Origin of the sequence: Paractinoplanes atraurantiacus (assembly GCF_900215205.1) — a bacterium.
GTDB classification, from domain to species: Bacteria; Actinomycetota; Actinomycetes; order Mycobacteriales; family Micromonosporaceae; genus Actinoplanes; species Actinoplanes atraurantiacus.
This window is the reverse complement of the sequence record NZ_OBDY01000035.1, coordinates 88,230-104,876: the sequence shown is the minus strand read 5'-3', so window position 1 is coordinate 104,876 and position 16,647 is coordinate 88,230. Positions and strand designations below refer to the sequence as shown.

The following is a 16,647-nucleotide window of genomic DNA, read 5'->3' as shown; positions in this document are numbered from 1 at the left end:
GGTCGCCATCATCTCCTCGGTCAGCTTCCTCCGGTCGCCGTCGCATTGAGTCTTGATCAGTTTGCGGGCGAGGCCGCAATCGATCGGCCACTCGACGTCGGCCACGCCGCGCCATGTCATGGTCGGATAGCGGTCCAGCTTTCCCTGCACCAGAAACTTCATGAGCTCGGCCGCGCTGGATACGTCCACCACGGCGTGAGGGGGCCAAAGGCTCATGGGAGACACCTAACGCGTGCGGGCGGCGATCAGGCGGTTCACCTGTTCGCGGTGGCGGAAGCGGAAAGTGGAGCAGCGGGAGTCGGCCAGGCTGGGGTTCATGCTGTGGTAGGCGCAGCCGCCCATGCAGACCGGCAAGGCTATGCACGAACGGCAGTCCGGGTCGGTGAAGGGGTCGTAGGTCAGCCACTTGGAGAGGCGGTCGTTCTCCTTCGGCCAGTCGCGCAGGTTGCCGATCACCTCGCGAGGGTCGCCTACGGTCTCGGTGCACTTGTAGAGCTCGCCCCGGCTCCCGACGATGAGTTCGTTGGCCCGGACCGCCGTGCACGGGGCGCCGAGCGGGCGGGCCGGGGCCGGTGTGCTGAAGCCCAGGCTGGTGGCCAAGGCGGTGAAGCGCTGTTCGGCCTCGGCGAAGGCGGGGCGGGTCAGGCAACCCGTGGAGTAGGTGGCGCTGGGGGCCAACGGGTTCACCGGGGCCGGCAGGACGTGGCCGGGGTGGACGCTCACCCGGCCGGGCAGGCCGGCGGCGGCCAGCAGGTGCAGGAGGCGGGGGTAGTCGGCGACGTTGTCCTCGTCCAGGTTGACGCGAACTGTCACGTTCAGGACGTCGGCGGCGGTGATGATGTTGGCAAGGATCTGGTCGAAGGTGCCTCGGCCGCCGGCCAAGGGGCGGCGGCTGTTGTGCTTCTCCGGTGGGCCGTCGAGGGTGATCTGGCAACTGGTGACGGCTCGGTCGCGGAGCTGCCGCGCGACCGAGGCCGTGAGCAGGTAGCCGTTCGTGATGATCTGGGCGGTGTAGGCGGCGCCGGCCGCGGCGGCCCTGGACAGCAGGCTGTCGGAGAGGCTCAGCAGGGCGGGCAGGCCCACCAGGGGCTCGCCGCCGTACCAGAGGACGGACAGACTCCGTACGGCCGAAAGCCGTTTGTCCACCAGCTGGAGCAGGCGCTGCTGGACGTCGTCGTCCAGCAGCGACGGGTGTTTGGCCTCGAAGCAGTACGGACAGTCGAAGTTGCAGCCCAGGCTCGTGACGATGGTCAGGCGGAAGGCGCGGTCGTCGTGGCGCGACTTCGCGTAGCGGTCGCGCAGCAGCGCCAGCTCGTCCAGGGTGTCCCTGATGATCATCTGGTGGGCGGCCAGGGATTGCAGAAGCGCCTCGTTCACCGGGGCGTCGTCGTCGCCGGCCAGGAAGCGGGCGATCGGCTCCCGCTGGTCCGTGGGGACTTCGACGATGCGCCCGGAGACGCCGTTGTACACGTAGGACCGCGGGCCGTCGTCAACCCAGATGTTGTAGCGGGACTCCCTCACGGGCTGAGGCATTCGAGGATGATGGCCTCGGCGGCCGGGCCGCAGAGGAGCACGATCTGGCGGCCCCGGTCGGACCGCTCGGTCTCGGTGCCGGACACCGAACTGCAGGCGACGCCCGTCGGCAGCGGCGCCGCGTTCTCCTCCGCCTCTTCGGCGGTCTGCTCGGTCCTCGAACGCACGTCCCCGGGCGATGGCGCCGGCTGGCGGCCGGCGACCACGTCGTCGACGTAGGTCGTCAGCGTCTCGATGGCGCGCTGGATCTCCGGCGGATAGGCCGCGAAGAGGCGGCCGTCGAGCCGAAAGAGGTTGAAACCGGTGTCGCCGAAATTGTCAGACATTGGCGGTCGCCCCCTGAGCAAAGGATCAATTAAATGATCGAGAAATGCCCATCTAATCCGCACACTCGCCTCAGGTGAAGGCAAAGTCAATACGCGGATCAGTCAGACGCGGCAGCCGATAATCAGATGCAGTCTGCGATTCCGCGTGCCTAGCATCAGCCCATGGCCAGGCGACCGAGAGTCGTCGCCGCGGCGTGGCCCCAGCCGGCCGTCATGGTGGAACGGGTGCGCGAGCTCGCCGCGCTGCGAGCATGCCTGCGCGAGGCCGGTGAGGGCGCGGCCCGGGTCGTGGTCGTCGAGGGCGCCGCCGGCATCGGCAAGACCGCGCTGCTGCAGGCGGCGCGCGACCGGGCCCTCGACGACGGGCTCCGCGTCCTCGCCACCCGGGTGCCTCACCTGAGCACCGCCGCGCCGTACGAATTGCTGCGCCGTCTTCTCGGCCCCGAGGTGGACCGCCTCGGCGGGCCCACCGCGCTGTCCGGGGCCGCGGCCTTCGCGGCCCCGCTGTTCACACCGGGCGCCACGGTCGCGGCCGGCGTCGACTACGGCTGCCAGTGGCTGCTCGCCGGGCTCGCCGACCAGGGGCCGCTGCTGCTCGTGATCGACGACGCCCACTGGGCCGACGCCGATTCCCTGCGAGTCGTCGTCGACGCCGCCGAAGACCTGCAACAGGCCCCGATCGCGATCATCGTCACCGCCCGCCCCGAGACGGGCACGGTGGCCGAGCCGTTGCTGGCCCGGCTGGCCACCCTCGACTGGGCCAGCGTCGTCCATCCGGCGCCGCTGTCCGAGGCCGGCGTCGCCACCCTGCTGCGCTACACCTTCGGCCACGACACCGATGCCGCCTTCACCGCCGCCTGCGCCCAGGCCAGCGGCGGCAACGTCTTCTACCTGCGCGAGCTCGTCCGCCCTCTGAAAGCCGCGGGCCTGTCACCCGATGCCCTCACCCCGGCCGACCTGTCCGCGACCGGGCCCGCCGCGCTGGCGCACACCATGCGCTGGCGGCTGGGCGAGCTCGGGCCGGTCGCCACGGTCGTGGCCCAGGCCGCCGCCGTTCTCGGCGAGGACGTGCCGCTGGCCGATGTCGCCGCCCTGGCCGGGGTGGCGGCGGCTCCGGCCGGCGACGCCGCGGCCGCCTTGCGCGTGTCGTCGATCCTGGCCCGTACGGACCCGGTCGCGTTCCTGCATCCCCTGCTGCGGGCGGCCGTCGAGCAGACCACCGGCCCGGAACGGCTGGGCCGCCTGCACGCCCGGGCCGCCGCGCTGCTGACGGCGGCCGGAGCGCCCGCGAGCCGGATAGCGGAACATCTTCTCCACGCGCCGCCCACCGGCGCCCCGGAGGTCGTCGGGCTGCTGCTCGACGAGGCCCGGCGCGACCTGGACGCCGGCTCGGTCGGCGCCGCTCGCCGGCTGCTGGTGCGGGCGATCGCCGAGCCGCCGGCCCCGGCCCTCCGTCCCGAGGTCCTGGCCGCCCTGGCCACGGCCGAGCGGGCCACCGGGGCGACGGCCGAGGCCCTCAGCCATCTGACCGAGGTGGTCGACACCGGGGGCCGGGAGGTGGCGCTGGGCGCCCTGGCCGACCTGCTGGAGCTGCTGTACGACCTGGGCGACCACGAGGCGGCCGTCAAGCTGCACCGGCGGGCGTTCGACGCCGAGCCGTACGGCGACACGGCGGCCGAGGTCCGGGTGCGCGCCGCCCTCCTGCTGCACGTCGCGAACGGGCACGCCGAGCAGGCGCCGGACCGGCTCGTCGGCGTCGACGTGGCCGCGCTGCCGATCGGCAGCGGCGAGGAGCGCCGCCTGCTGCTGTGCGCCGCGATCCACCACCGGTCCACCGGGCGGTGCTCACCCGAGGAGTTCGTCCGTCACCTGTCGCGCGTCGTCGAGGACCTGCCGTCGAACCGGCCGCTCACCTACTGCGAGGTGCTGGCCGCGCTCGAGGCGACCGCCTTCCTGGCCTCGGCCGAGGCCATGGGGGAAGCCGAGGCCATCCTGACCCGGCTGCAACCCGAGGTGGCCCGTCTGCGCCGCGTCTCACCCGAGCTGCAGGCCGAGTGGTCGCACCGCACCATCCTCAACAGCCTGCGCTGCGGCCGCTTCGAGGAGGCTCTCACCCGGCTGAGCGAAGCCGAGGCGTTCGCCGCCCGGCACGGCCTTCCGATGTACGCGTCGCTGGCGAGTTACGCCCGCGGCTGCACCGAGCTGGAGCGGGGCGACTATCCGGAGGCGGCGCTGCACCTGCTGAACGGGAACACCGACGTTCCGTTCGTGGGTGCGCTCGGCGAGTTGCTGTGCGGCCGCCCGGCGGAGGCGCTCGCCCGGCTCGGCCTGCCCGAGGCGCCGGGCGCACCGGTCACCGAGGCCGAGATCACGCATGAGGCTCATCTCGTCGCCAGCCATGCCTACGAACGGCTCGGCGACCGCGTGCGGGCACTCCGCGAGGCCGACCGTGAGCTGCTGATCCGGCGCCGGCACGGCCCGTCCTACCGGCTCGCCCTGGCCCTGCGGCGACGGTCCTCCTTCGCGCCCGCCCGCGAGGCCGTCGAGCTGCTGGCCGAGGCCGTGACCGTCTGCGCCGGCACCCCTCGGCTGCCCGTCCTGGCCCGGGTCCGGGCCAGTCACGGCGCCGCCCTGCGCCGGGCCGGCCGCCTGCGCGAGGCCCGCGCCGAGCTGGCGGCCGCCCTCGACCTGGCCGTCCAGGTCGGCATGGACCGGCTCGCGGGCCACCTGGCCGACGAGATCCGCGCCGCCGGCGGCCGGCCCCGCCGCACCCGGGTCACCGGCGTCGCCTCGCTCACCGCCGGTCAGGCCGCCGTCGCAAAGCTCGCGGCCGGCGGCTGCACCAACCGGGAGATCGCCGAGCACCTCTACATCACCATCAAGACCGTCGAGACCCACCTGAACGCCGTCTACCGCAAGCTCGCCGTGCCGGGGCGCGAGCACCTGACGCAATTCTCAGGGTCGCTACCCTGACGCCCGCGTGCGTCACCGAAGCCGAGGATGCTGTCATGCAGACCATCCGTATCCTCATCGCCGACGATCAGCCGCTGGTCCGCGCCGGGATCGCGGCTCTGCTCGCCGCCCAGCCGGGTCTCGTCGTGGCCGCCACCGCGGACGCCGGGCCCGGCGCCGCCGAAGCCGCCGCCCGGCACCGCCCGGACGTGCTCCTTCTCGACCTGCCGCCCGCGGCCGACGACAAGATCGACCTGATCGGCCGGCTCGTCACCGACCCCGCCTGCCACCAGGCCGGGCATCCGGTCCGGGTGCTGCCGATGACCGCCGACTACAGCCCTGAGCGTGCCTGGCAGGCGATGCGGGCCGGTGCCGCCGGCTTCCTGCTCAAGTCGCGCCCGCCGGAGACCCTCATCGGCGCCGTACGGACGGTGGCCGAGGCCGGCGTCTGGCTCGACCCGGTGGTGCTGCGCGACATGCTGACCGAGCTGGCCTGGCGACCGGCCGGCGGCCGCAGCCCGTCCCGGCTGGTCGCCCGGCTCACCGTCCGCGAGCGTGAGGTGCTGATGCTGCTGGCGTACGGGCTGGGCAGCCCCGAGATCGCGAAACGGCTGTTCCTGAGCCCGGGCACCGTCCGCACCCACATCGGCCGGATCCTGATGAAGCTGGAGTGCCCGGACCGCACCCGGGCGGTCGTCGTCGCGTACCGCTCCGGGCTGGTCCAGACGGGCGCCGCGGCCGCCTAGGCCTGCTTGGCCATCTCCGCCCGCAAGGCTCGGGTGCCCGCGACCGTCTCCCGGTCGAAGACGCGCAGGGCCGTCTCGTCGCCGAGGAGGTCGTTCAGCAGCTTGAGGGACTCCGCGGGCCGGGCCTCGCTAGTACGCAGCGCATCGTCCACGTAGGCGCGGCTGTAGTAGATGCCGAGGGCGCGGGTGAGGGAGGCGGCGAGCGGATCAGCCAGGCCCTTCTTCGCCAGCCGCTCCGCGTGGACCTCCCGGAGGGCGCCGCCGACCCCGGGGAGCCCGTTCGTGCCGCCGACCGAGAGCCAGGCCTGCGCGTCGGCGTCGAGCAGCGCGTCGCCGTGCCTCTCGTCCCGCTTGCTGGTCGGGAAGGCCACCTGCACGTCGAGCGACTCGCCCAGGATCACCAGCGTGTGGGGCCGGTTCTTGCGGTCGGGGATGGTCACCAGCGGCGTCAGGCGATATCGGCCGGGCTCGGCGACCAGATAGCCTCCAGCGCCGAAGCTGAGGTAGAGGTTGCGCTTCTTCGGCTGGTCACCCTTCGACAGCACGTCCCGCCGGCCGTCGATGTCGGCCAGACAGCGCCGCACGGCCGGCGAGAAGGTCTGCGCGATGTCGATCCGGGCGGGTCCCGGCGCGGGGTTGCGCTCGACGAGGATCTCCAGATATCCCGCCTTGATGTCCAGGACGTCGACGGGCAGCTCGACCGGGGTGTCGCTCTTGTTCTCCAGCCTCACTTCGAGGTAGAGCGGCTGGCCGTACGCGAATTTGGTGCCCCGCGGCGGCGGCCGCAGGCTGAGCCGCAGGTCGGTGCCGGGCGTCGACGGCACGAAGGACGGCCGGGCGCCGGCCGCGCCGCTCCAGTAGTCGAAGGCCCCGAACAGCGATGCTCCGGGCATCACGGAGTTCAGCGCGCCGTGCCGCACGAAGGCCAGCTCGTCCGGGTCGAACCCGTTGCGGAAGCCGTCCCAGAAGGCGTCCACCTGGCCGCCGCCCCCGAACTTGTCCGGGTAGTTCATGACCGACGTCGAGTCGGTGAAGCCGACCGCCCGCTCGAAGCGGTGGGCCAGGTTGAGCGCGTGCCCGACCTCGTGCACCATCGTGTACTCGATCTGGCGGTCCGTGTTCTGGGGGAAACGCTCGCGGATCTCGTCGACGAAGACGGCGCAGCCCTGCCGCGGGAACAGCTTGACGTCGAACATCACCCCGTACAGCCCGTCGCGGGTGGCCCGGGACAGCAGCATCAGCTGGACCCGCCACTTCGGCACGGTCAGGTCGGCGTCGCGGGCGGCCGCCTTCTTCATGGCGATGTCGAGCACGGTGTAGACGTTCCCGTCGTGCCAGTCCCAGGCGGTGTGCCGCCGGATCGGGGCGCCCCCGTCGATCTCGTTCACCTCGAACCCGGCGCCTTCGAGGGCCGTCCGCAGGGTCAGGCGGGCCTCGTCGCGGACGACGACGTTCTCCTCGACCTCGATCTCGACGTCCAGCTTGCGGAGCCGGCTACCGGTCCGCCGCACCTCGACGACCACCGGAGTGACCGCGGACAGGCCGTTGAGCTGCTGGTCGAGCGTCAGCTCGACGGTCGCGGCATCCGGCGGCGCGTCCTGCGGGCGTACGGTCAATCGGCCTTGGGTGACCCGTCCGTCGGACGACTGGCAGATCACCGGCCAGGAGCCGTCGTCGCTCGGACCGCGGATGCCCGGTGCGAGCCGGAACGATGCCAGATAGCCACCGCCCGGCCCGTCCAGGAAGAGATCGCCGCTCATCGCTCCGGTGTCGTCCTGACGGAACTCGAGACGAATTCCGAGATCGTTGGTTCCCTCATACCTTCCTTCGTTCATGAATCACATTCTTCAATGGGACCGGTCCGCCATTCGTCGGCCGCACGCCCGATTTCCGGTGTCGGATCACAGACGTACGCGCCGGAATCTCCACGTCCGTTCGCCTATGCCGGACGACGTACCCGGTGACGGCAATCGGCCGACGCGGAAACGACGCCGGAAATCAACGATGGAAATCCGGCTTCCGCGAAGGAAAGGACCACCCGTCATGTCCGCAGTCATCCCGCCCGACGTGGAGATCACCGATCAGGCGCGCACCCCGGTCGAGGACCCCACGCTCGGGATCACCGTGACCGTCGAGAACGGCGCCACGCCGCCGCCGCACCGCCTGGTCACCATCGGCGACTCGCTGACGCACGGCATGCGCAGCGGCGCCGTCTATCAGACCGAGCTCTCGGCGCCGGCCATCGTCGCGTACGAGCTGGGCTGGCTCGACCAGTTCCGTTTCCCGACCTACGGCGGTCCCGGCGGCCTGCCGCTGAACATCGAGTTGTTCCTGCGCGAACTGCAGGACCGCTACGGCGACAAGGTCGACTGGTGGGAGCTGCCGCTGGCCCTGTTCACGGCGCGGCAGTGGATGGACGGCGGCGAGGACTACTGGGAGCGCGGCCCGGGCTCGGCCGTTCCCACCACCACGAGCATTCCCCACAACCTCGCGATGTACGGATGGGACCTGCGCGACGCCCTCAGCCAGACCGCGGGCCGGATGCTGTCGCGGCTGCGCAGCCCCTCCGACGCCCTGATCAACCAGCGGATCGAGAACGACTCGGAGCGGGCCGCCCTGCGCATCTATCCCACCCAGCCGGTCTCCGGCCGCGACCGCACCGTCTTCGACCTGGCCGCCGAGCTCGGCAAGGACGGCGACCGGCACGGCATCGAGACCCTGGTCGTCTTCCTCGGCGCCAACAACGCGCTCGGCGCGGTCACCGACCTGAAGGTCGTGTGGAGCGGCGACGGCTACCGCGACCTCGACCGCAAGGGCGAGTACACGGTGTGGCGGCCCACGCATTTCGTGGAGGAGCTGGCCGAGGTCGCCCTGCGCGTGCGCGGCATCCGGGCCCAGCACGTCATCTGGTGCACGGTCCCGCACGTCACCATCGCCCCGATCTGCCGCGGCACCGGCGGCAAGATCGAGCCCGGGTCGCGCTACTTCCCGTACTACACCCGGCCCTGGATCAGCGACCGCGACTTCGACCCCGGCCGTGACCCGCACATCACCGCCGACGAGGCCCGCGCCGTGGACAGCGCGATCGACCAGTACAACGACGCCATCACCGACGTCGTCCGCGACGCCCGCAACGGCGGCGAGGACTGGTACCTGCTCGACCTGGCCGGCGTGCTCGACCGGGCGGCCAGCCGCCGCTACATGGACGACGTGACGGCCCGCCCGGACTGGTGGCGGCCCTATCCGATGCCCGCGCCGCTGGCCACGCTGAACCCGCCGTACACCTCGGAGTTCCTCACCGCCGACGGCAACGGGGGCCGGGCCACCGGCGGCCTGTTCTCCCTCGACGGCGTGCATCCGACCGCGACCGGCGCCGGCATCCTGGCCCAGGAGATCGTCCAGGTGATGCGGCGGGCCGGCGTGCAGTTCCGCACCCCCAACGGCGCCCCGCGCAGCGAGCCGGTCGGCGTCGACTTCACCCGCCTGCTGCGCCGCGACACCCTCGTCACCCGCCCACCGCAGAACATCAACTCGGCTCTGTCGGTGTTCGGCTGGGCCGACGAGACCCTCGACCTGATCCGCACGGCCGTCCCTTTCTAAGGCCATGACTACCGACCCCGCCCAGCTGCCCTGGCCCGAGCCGTGGGCCGTGCAGGCCTTCGTCGAGGCCGACCGCATCCAGCACCGCATGCGGGCCGCGACGGCCGGCACGCTGACCGAGGCGCAGCAGGTCAGCCGGGAGGCGGTCGAGTCGCACGTGGTCAACGCGCGCGAGGCCTGCCGGCGCGGCACCAAGCGCAAGCGCGGCACCTCCATCGAGCTCGCCTACATGCACCTGCACGCCGCGAAGATCTTCCTGGTCGACCTGCTGCCCGACGCCGAGTTCGAGGCGGTGGTGCCGGAGGCGACGGCCCGCATCGCGATGGTGCTGAGCCCCGACGACCCGCGCCGGGTGGAAGCCGAGCGGGTCCTGAACAACAGCCATCCGGAGAGGCGGCGGGCGGCCCTGAAGCAGGTGATGGAGACGGCCTACGACGCCAGGGACGAGGAGTACGTACGCCTGCGTGACTTCCGGAACATCATCCTGCTCACGGCGATAGCTATCCTGCTCACCACCGGCCTGCTGGTGGCCGTGGTCGCGCTGTTCCCGAACGCGATACCCATGTGCTTCGAGCCCGGCGTGACAACGGCCGTCCCCAACCAGCCACCACAGCCGAGCGTGTGCCCGAGCGGCGAGCATCAGCAGCCCACCGGCGGCGACATCCTCATCGTCGCCGCCCTGGGCGCGGTCGGCGGTTTCCTGGGCGCGCTCATCGCCATCCGCAACCTGCGGGGCACCTCGACCCCGTACTCGGTCTCGACAGCTCTCGCGGTTCTGAAGGTGCCGGCCGGCGCGCTGAGCGCCATCATCGGCATCCTGCTGCTCTCCGGCGGCTTCGTCCCCGGCCTGACGAACCTCGACAATCAACGGCAGATTCTCGCGTACGCGCTTCTGCTCGGCATCGCCCAGCAGTTGGTGACCCGGGTCGCCGACGACCGGGCCCAGCAGATCCTCGACCACCTCCCCAGCAAGGAATCCCACCCGGAGGCGAAGACGTCATGAAACCCGAGAAGATCCTCGACGCCGTACGCGAAGCCGGCGAGATCAGCATCGAGGACCTGCTGCGCCGGGCCGGCGCGGAGGCCGGCGTCAGCAAGCTGAAGGTCGCCGCCGAACTCTGGGACCTCATCCACTGGGGCCGCCTCCGCCTGGTCGGCGAGGGCTGCGTCACCGTGCAGGAGAACGGCGAACGTCGGCCCGAGCAGACCGGCCGCGACTTCCGGGTGTCGGTGGAGAAACGCTCCGGCGACTTCCGCAGCGAGGCCCGCCTCGACTGCGACCGGGTCCTGCACTCGTACGCGCTGCAGCTTCCGCATCCTCACCCGGCTGGAGCACCGCTTCCAGCACCACGCCGGCCTCAACCTCACCGCCGCGACCCTGGCCGCGGTGGTGAAATATCCGTGGCTGCGCGCCAACCAGCCCGGCGAACTGGCATGGAAGAAGTTCAACGCCTACTCGGTCGACAAGGGCACCTTCGACAAAGTGCGGGAGAGCGTCCGCGTCCCGCCGGGAGCGCAGACCCTGGAAGCCTCGATCATGGACACGGCCGACGACATCACGTACGCATTGCACGATCTCGAGGACTTCTACTGCGCCGGATCGTTTCCCCGCAACCAGATCGTCGCCGTCCTGCGCGACTTTCTCGGGGTCCGGCGGAGAAGGTCCGCGTCCTCATCGACTACACGATGCTCCGCAACTTCGACGGCTCGCGCACCGCCTACGCGACGATCCGGTCCGCTTTCGCCAGCCGCACCAACTCCTACGTACGCGGGGTGACAGCTGAGGCCCGCGGCGAGAACCAGGCGGTCACCGCCCGGCTTCAGGCCGATCACTGGCACGAGGTGCAGGTGCTCAAATGGCTGACCCGCAAGTTCGTCATCGACCGGGCCGAACTGGCTCTGAGCCAGCTGGGCCAGACCCGCGTCCTGCGCGACACGGTGGCCCGCCTCGTCGACTGGTCCGAGCACGACCCGTCACGTCTGCCGAGGACACTCCGCGAATACGAGGACGGCTTGGCCGGCTCCCCGGCCGAGAAGCAGCGGGCCGTCCTCGACTATGTCGCCTCCCTGACCGACGCCCAGCTCCTGGCGTTGTCGCGAGCCCTGGCCGGCTCCGGCGAACGCGGCATCGGCGGCACGTTCTTCATCCTCTGACCTACGATCGCCGGATGCTCTACCCGCCGATCGAGCCCTACGCCGTTCACCGCCTCGACGCGGGTGGTGGTCATCGGCTCTACGTGGAGGAGGCCGGAGATCCGGGCGGTATTCCGGTGGTCTTCGTGCACGGCGGGCCGGGGAGTGGGCTCGCCCCGGTCATGCGGCGCTTCTTCGACCCCGCGCGTTACCGGATCATCCTTCCCGAGCAGAGGGGCGCCGGGCGCAGCACGCCGCGAGGCGAGCTGCGGGACAACACCACCTGGCATCTCGTCGACGACCTGGAGATGATCCGGGAGCGGCTCGGGGTGCGGGCCTGGCTCGTGTTCGGCGGCTCGTGGGGGTCGACGCTGGGGCTCGCCTACTCGCAGGCCCATCCGGATCGGGTGACCGGGCTGATCCTGCGCGGCATCTATCTGGTCCGCCGCAGCGAGCGGGCCTGGATCTACCAGGGCGGCCTGCACCACCTGCAACCCGAGGAGTGGGAGCGTTTCATCGCGCCGATCCCGGCCGCTGAGCGCGACGACATCCTCGCCGCCTACTACCGGCGCCTCACCGGCGACGACGGTGAGGTTGCACGGCGCTGCGCCGACGCGTGGATGCGCTGGGAGGCGGTCAACTCCTCGCTGACACCCGATCCGGGGCTGATCGCCTCGCTGACCGCGGACGACACCGTGCTGCCGGCGGCCCGGATCCTCGCCCACTACGTCATCAACGGCGGCTTCTTCGCCTCGGAGACCCAGCTTCTCGACGGCGTGGACCGCATCCGGCACCTGCCCGCCACCATCATCCAGGGCCGCTACGACCTGTGCTGCCCACCCGTGACCGCGTACGACCTGGCCAAACGCTGGCCGGAAGCGACCCTGCACATCGTACCCGGCGCCGGTCATTCATCGCTCGAGCCCGGCATCACCGAGCACCTGATCCGCAGCACGGACCGCTTCGCCGACGACCTCTCCCGGTGAGCACACCCGGGAGATCATGTGGAGGATTCGTGACGGGCCTTCCCCGCGGGGAGGCGGTGGCCCAGGATCGCCGGATGACGTTCTGGTGGGACGCGGAAGAAGAAGCCCCCGAGACGCCCGTCAAGCCCCGGGGCCGACGCGGGCTGGTGCTCGTGGCCTTCGGCGTCGCCGGCTGGCTGCTGCTGGTACCGCTCCTGTGGCTCGGCCGGACGCCCTTCCTGGCCGGGTCGATCGTGGGCCTGTCGCTCACCTGGCTGAGCCTGTTCCTCGGCACGGTGCTGTCGATCTCGGTGATCCTGATCGCCTGCCTGCGACGTTCGTGGGTGATCGCGTTGGTGTGCCTGGCCCTGTCCGCCACCGCGATCGTCGTCACCGTCCAGCAGAATCCGCAGATCGGCACCGTCGACCACCAGTACCGGGCCCATCGCGCCGAGCTGGCCGACCTGGCCGAGGACTACCGGGCCGGCCACCTCGACAGCGACCTGACGCTGCCCTCCGGCCTGCGCTCCCTGTGCCCGTCCGGCTTCGCCTACGCCGCCCCCACCGTGCTCTTCGTGCAGATGTGGCAGAACTGGCGCGCCGAGTCGGGAACCGGCCTCGCGTACTTCCCCCAGCCACCCACCGCCGCAACCTGGATCACGACCGCCGAGGGCGACAACGGTCGGCCCCAACGAGAAGTAGGCGACGGCTGGTGGTGGGTGGCTTAGGCACGGCGCTCTGGTCGGTGGCGCCGTCAGGGGGAAACCAGGCCCCGGCCCGGAACGGCCTGGGTGGGCCAGGTGTATTCGGTGACGGCGCCGCCTCGTACGGCCAAGTGGGTCAAGGGGTTGACTGAAGCCTGCCAGATCAAATACGAGCCTGAGGGCAGGGCATCGATGACGGCGCAATAGGTCACGCCGCCGCTTGTGTGGCGGGCCCGGACCGCGGCGTGTGTGCGGTGGGACGGGTTGTCGGCCGGGCTCACCTCGATCTCGTGGCCGTGCCATCTCGGGTCGGTGTGGATGATCAGGGCGCCGATGTCGCCGCCGATGTCGAGCATGACCGTGCCCTGGCCCGACGGGGCCAGGGTGTGGTGGGTGTGGGTCATGACGGGGTGCTGAAGCCGTCGAAGGGGGTTCCCAGGTACGGGAACTTCTTCAGCGGTTTCGCGCTGGAGTTCTTGATGCTCAGGCCCTGTTCGACCAGTGCCGCCGCCGCGTCCGGCTTGAAGTCGGCGTTCACCAGCGGGATGGTCGCGCCGGCTATGGCTCGCAGGGAGATGGAGACCACGTCGTCGGCTATGCGGCGGCCGTTGGGGAAGCCGGCCACGTCGCCGCCCAGGACGCCGAATTTGTTCTCCGCCTTGGCCGGCGGGATCGCCGTGTTCAGGCGCAGCATGTCGGCCTGCAGGTCGCCCGTGTTGTTCTGGAAGCCGTCGATCAAGCCGTCGGGGACGCCGGTCAGGAGGATGGCCAGCAGGTCGGCCCGGGGCTCCTTCTTCTTGTTCAGGGCGGCCAGGTTGTCGAACAGGCCGGGGTAGAGCACCGGCAGCAGCGCGCCCAGCTCCGGTGTCGCCACGAACTCGGCGAAGCGCTTGTCCTCGCTCGGCGGCAGGCTGTTCCACTTGTCCTTCTGGGCCATCGGGACGATGACCTCGTTGAACAGCGGGTTGCCGAGGCGGGAGACCTGCACCTGCGGGCCCACCGCCACGTCGCCCGAGGAGTTGCCGTCGCGGACCTGGACCTGCTGGCGACTGGCCGACGTCCACACGCCGATGACGGCGCCGGCGTCGCGGCCGCGGACCTTCTTCTTGCCGTCGCGGCGTACTTGGTGGACCGGGATCTGCAGGGCGATGCTGTGCACGTTCGTCTTGTCGGTGGCGTTGACCGCCTTGCCGGCGTAGTTGAACAGCTGCTGGCCGACCAGGTGCTTGTCCTGGAAGGGGCGCAGCGTGCCCAGGTCGAAGATGGCGCCCAGGTCGACGAAGAAGGCGTCGGCGCGCTGGCCGGCGAAGACCTTCTCGCCCGTCTTGAGCTTCTTCACCGCGTCCGCGGCCAGGGACTCGTAATCGGCGATGGAGACCTTGCCGACGTTGCAGGGCGGGCACGGCAGCTTGCTGGCCAGCACCGTGCTCTTGCCATGCTTGTCGACCTTGGTCACCGAGTAGAACTGGCGCCGGTTCCAGTTCTCGCTGTCCAGCGACTCGATCGGTCCCGTGTTGTAGAGGAACGTCTTGTCGTTGCGCAGCTCGGTGCGGAAGCGGAACTCGTACGTGATCTCGGCCCGGGCGTCGCCGTCGGTGTCGATGTGGATGGCGTAGACGACGTCGTCGCCGAACTCGAAGAAGTTCGGGCCGCTGGCCGGGAGCTGGAGCGGCACGTAGTTGGCGATCAGGGTGACCGTGTCGGGGTCGTCGGGGCTGACGAACGCGTACAGGTCGGAGCTGTCGGCCACCGGATCCTTGCTGATCTCCGGGGCTTCGCGATGTGACGACATGAGGATCCCCTTAGCGAGAAGCGGCTTTGAGCAGGCTGGCGACGAGCTTCTTGTCCGTGATCGTCTTCCGCTTCTGGCCGGAGAAGACGTCGATCGTGCCCTTCTGGGCGTCCCGGATCGAGATGACCAGCGGGGATCCGTCACTCGTGGGCTCGTTCTCCCCGGCGAGGCTCAGCCCGGCGACCGAGACCGCCGAGACGCCGACGCCGGTGGCGGCGAGGGCGAGGACTCGGCGGCGGGACAGCCAGGTGCGTCCCGGTGCGCGGTAGCGGGAGCGGCTCATGCTTGACCTTTCGTAGGACCGGCAATCTCCAGGCGATGCATGTCGACGCCGGTCAGTACGTGATCCACCCCGCGCACGGTTCAATAGGAGCGCTCCCAAAAAATCAGCGCCCGACCGGGATCGGCTCCGGCGGCGGCTGATGCTCGAACGCCACGCCGCCGACCAGCACCGATCCCCGGGAGGGCAGGGTGGTGGTGTCGGTGCGGTCGAGGCCGCGGAACGTGATCTCGTACTCGACGCCGTCGGTGTTGGTGGCCTGGCGGGGTACCCGCCGGGCCACGACGGTGCCCTCACCGGTCAGGCCCTGACCGCCGATGCGGGTGACCCGGCCGCGCAACGGGAAACGGGCCACCTCCTGGCCGGTCATCGGCGAGACCGCGACCAGCGTGCCGGACTGCGGCGCCCGTTTGCGCAGATAGATGATCAGGGCGATCAGCAGTGCCAGGACCAGCGCGACGGCGCCGGCGACGGCCTGGGCCGTCCAGGTGCCGACGGTCGAGGAGACGGTGAGACCGGGCGGGTTCCCGGCCGGGCCGGCCGGCGTCCTCAGGTCGATGTCGGGGGCGAGCGCGGCCGCCCAGGGGACGGTGACCTGGCCGCTCACCGTCAGCGGGCCGCTGGACGTGCGCTCGTCGTGGAACGGGACGGGCCACGGATCGCGGTCCCACTCGAGGGTGAGCGGGAAGGACCGGGACTCGCCGGGGGCCAGATCGACCTGCTGGGGGATGTCGCCGGTCAGCTGAGGCCCGCCGTCCATGGTGGCCTTCAAGCCGGTCACGGTCACCGGGGTGTGCGTGGTGTCCGAGGTCAGCGTCAGCGTCACCGGCACGTCCCGGCCGCTCAGGTCGGCCGTGGCCGGCGCCTCCCAGGCCGCGGTCACGCCCTTGCCCTGGTCGGGCGCGAGCATGAGGCGGGCCTTCTCCAGGCGGGCGCCCTCCTTGCTGCGGTCCAGATATTCGCCGAGTTGGGCGACCGCCTTCGGGTCGAGCACGGTCGTGTTCTTGATGACCGAGCCGAGCAGCGGCGCCCCGCTCTCGCCGCTCAGCGGCAGCGCGTAGCCCCTGACCGAGGTGGTCTTCAGCTTCGCGGCCCGGGCCTTCAGGGCGTCCCAGGCCGGGCCGGTGGTCTTCGGATAGTCGGTGCCGGCGCCCGGGTAGTGCCCGCCGTCGCTGATCAGCACGACCGAGGCCACGGCCGCGGCGCCGGGGCGCTCGAGCTCGGAGACGGCCTGCTCGATCGCCCGGCCGATGTCGGTGCTGCTGCCGTCGGGTACGACGGGCAGATCGGCCATCATCCGCGCCGTGTCGCCGGCCGGCCCGATGTAGCGCGGGACGGCGCCCGCGTCGAAGGTGAACAACGCGACGTGGTCGGTGGGGGAGAGCCCGGTCAGGAACGTGCCGAGCGTCGAGCGGACACCGCCGAACAGGTCGTCCATCGAGCCCGAGGTGTCCACGAGGATCACGTAGTCGGCCGGCACCTGGTCGACCTGGAGCCGGCGGAAGACGTCCTCCCGGCTGTCGTCGGCCATCGCCGGCGCCGACAGTGGCACGGCCAGCGCCAGCACCGCGGCGCCCAGCGCCGCGGCGCACCGGATGAGCTGTTTCATCGTTGCT

At 71.1% G+C, this 16,647-nt stretch carries 14 protein-coding genes; 7 read left to right on the top strand and 7 right to left on the bottom strand.

Annotated features, from left to right (window positions below):
* Positions 1–225: 225 nt before the first annotated feature.
* Positions 226–1,533, bottom strand: a complete 1,308-nt coding sequence (locus tag CRP55_RS45085) for a radical SAM/SPASM domain-containing protein (protein ID WP_097328244.1) — start codon at positions 1,531–1,533, stop codon at positions 226–228.
* Positions 1,518–1,859, bottom strand: a complete 342-nt coding sequence (locus CRP55_RS45080) for a hypothetical protein (RefSeq protein WP_097328243.1) — start codon at positions 1,857–1,859, stop codon at positions 1,518–1,520. Before CRP55_RS45080 ends, CRP55_RS45085 begins: the two co-directional genes overlap by 16 nt.
* A 162-nt stretch (positions 1,860–2,021) precedes the next feature.
* Here CRP55_RS45080 and CRP55_RS45075 point away from each other — a divergent pair, with 162 nt between their 5' ends.
* Both CRP55_RS45075 and CRP55_RS45070 read left to right on the top strand, forming a co-directional pair.
* Complete coding sequence (locus CRP55_RS45075; RefSeq protein WP_097328242.1) at positions 2,022–4,832, top strand: helix-turn-helix transcriptional regulator; 2,811 nt, start codon at positions 2,022–2,024, stop codon at positions 4,830–4,832.
* Positions 4,833–4,867: 35 nt separating this feature from the next.
* Complete coding sequence (locus CRP55_RS45070) at positions 4,868–5,557, top strand: LuxR C-terminal-related transcriptional regulator (RefSeq protein WP_097328241.1); 690 nt, start codon at positions 4,868–4,870, stop codon at positions 5,555–5,557.
* On the opposite strand, the gene CRP55_RS45065 is transcribed toward CRP55_RS45070, so the two are convergent.
* On the bottom strand, positions 5,554–7,392 hold the full coding sequence (locus CRP55_RS45065; protein ID WP_097328240.1) for a zinc metalloprotease: 1,839 nt from the start codon (positions 7,390–7,392) through the stop codon (positions 5,554–5,556). The genes CRP55_RS45070 and CRP55_RS45065 overlap by 4 nt on opposite strands.
* 208 nt (positions 7,393–7,600) lie before the next feature.
* Here CRP55_RS45065 and CRP55_RS45060 point away from each other — a divergent pair, with 208 nt between their 5' ends.
* The 5 genes from CRP55_RS45060 to CRP55_RS45040 all read left to right on the top strand — a co-directional run bounded on the left by CRP55_RS45060 (position 7,601) and on the right by CRP55_RS45040 (position 12,983).
* On the top strand, positions 7,601–9,157 hold the full coding sequence (locus tag CRP55_RS45060; protein WP_097328239.1) for a hypothetical protein: 1,557 nt from the start codon (positions 7,601–7,603) through the stop codon (positions 9,155–9,157).
* Between the two features lie 4 nt (positions 9,158–9,161).
* A complete protein-coding gene (locus tag CRP55_RS45055) occupies positions 9,162–10,160 on the top strand; it encodes a hypothetical protein (RefSeq protein ID WP_097328238.1) in 999 nt (332 codons plus the stop codon).
* 683 nt (positions 10,161–10,843) lie between these two features.
* Positions 10,844–11,311, top strand: a complete 468-nt coding sequence (locus CRP55_RS53665) for a hypothetical protein (RefSeq protein WP_179855620.1) — start codon at positions 10,844–10,846, stop codon at positions 11,309–11,311.
* A 14-nt stretch (positions 11,312–11,325) separates the two neighbouring features.
* Positions 11,326–12,276 (top strand): prolyl aminopeptidase, encoded by a 951-nt coding sequence (pip, locus tag CRP55_RS45045; protein ID WP_097328236.1) that lies wholly within the window; start codon positions 11,326–11,328, stop codon positions 12,274–12,276.
* A gap of 29 nt (positions 12,277–12,305) precedes the next feature.
* Positions 12,306–12,983, top strand: a complete 678-nt coding sequence (locus tag CRP55_RS45040; RefSeq protein ID WP_143235384.1) for a hypothetical protein — start codon at positions 12,306–12,308, stop codon at positions 12,981–12,983.
* A 26-nt stretch (positions 12,984–13,009) separates the two neighbouring features.
* On the opposite strand, the gene CRP55_RS45035 is transcribed toward CRP55_RS45040, so the two are convergent.
* The 4 genes from CRP55_RS45035 to CRP55_RS51790 all read right to left on the bottom strand — a co-directional run bounded on the left by CRP55_RS45035 (position 13,010) and on the right by CRP55_RS51790 (position 16,640).
* A complete protein-coding gene (locus tag CRP55_RS45035) occupies positions 13,010–13,363 on the bottom strand; it encodes a phospholipase (protein ID WP_097328234.1) in 354 nt (117 codons plus the stop codon).
* Positions 13,360–14,751 (bottom strand): DUF4331 domain-containing protein, encoded by a 1,392-nt coding sequence (locus CRP55_RS45030; protein ID WP_097328233.1) that lies wholly within the window; start codon positions 14,749–14,751, stop codon positions 13,360–13,362. Before CRP55_RS45030 ends, CRP55_RS45035 begins: the two co-directional genes overlap by 4 nt.
* Before the next feature lie 10 nt (positions 14,752–14,761).
* Complete coding sequence (locus CRP55_RS45025) at positions 14,762–15,034, bottom strand: hypothetical protein (protein ID WP_097328232.1); 273 nt, start codon at positions 15,032–15,034, stop codon at positions 14,762–14,764.
* Positions 15,035–15,137: 103 nt separating this feature from the next.
* A complete protein-coding gene (locus tag CRP55_RS51790; protein WP_101536253.1) occupies positions 15,138–16,640 on the bottom strand; it encodes a VWA domain-containing protein in 1,503 nt (500 codons plus the stop codon).
* Positions 16,641–16,647 lie beyond the last annotated feature (7 nt).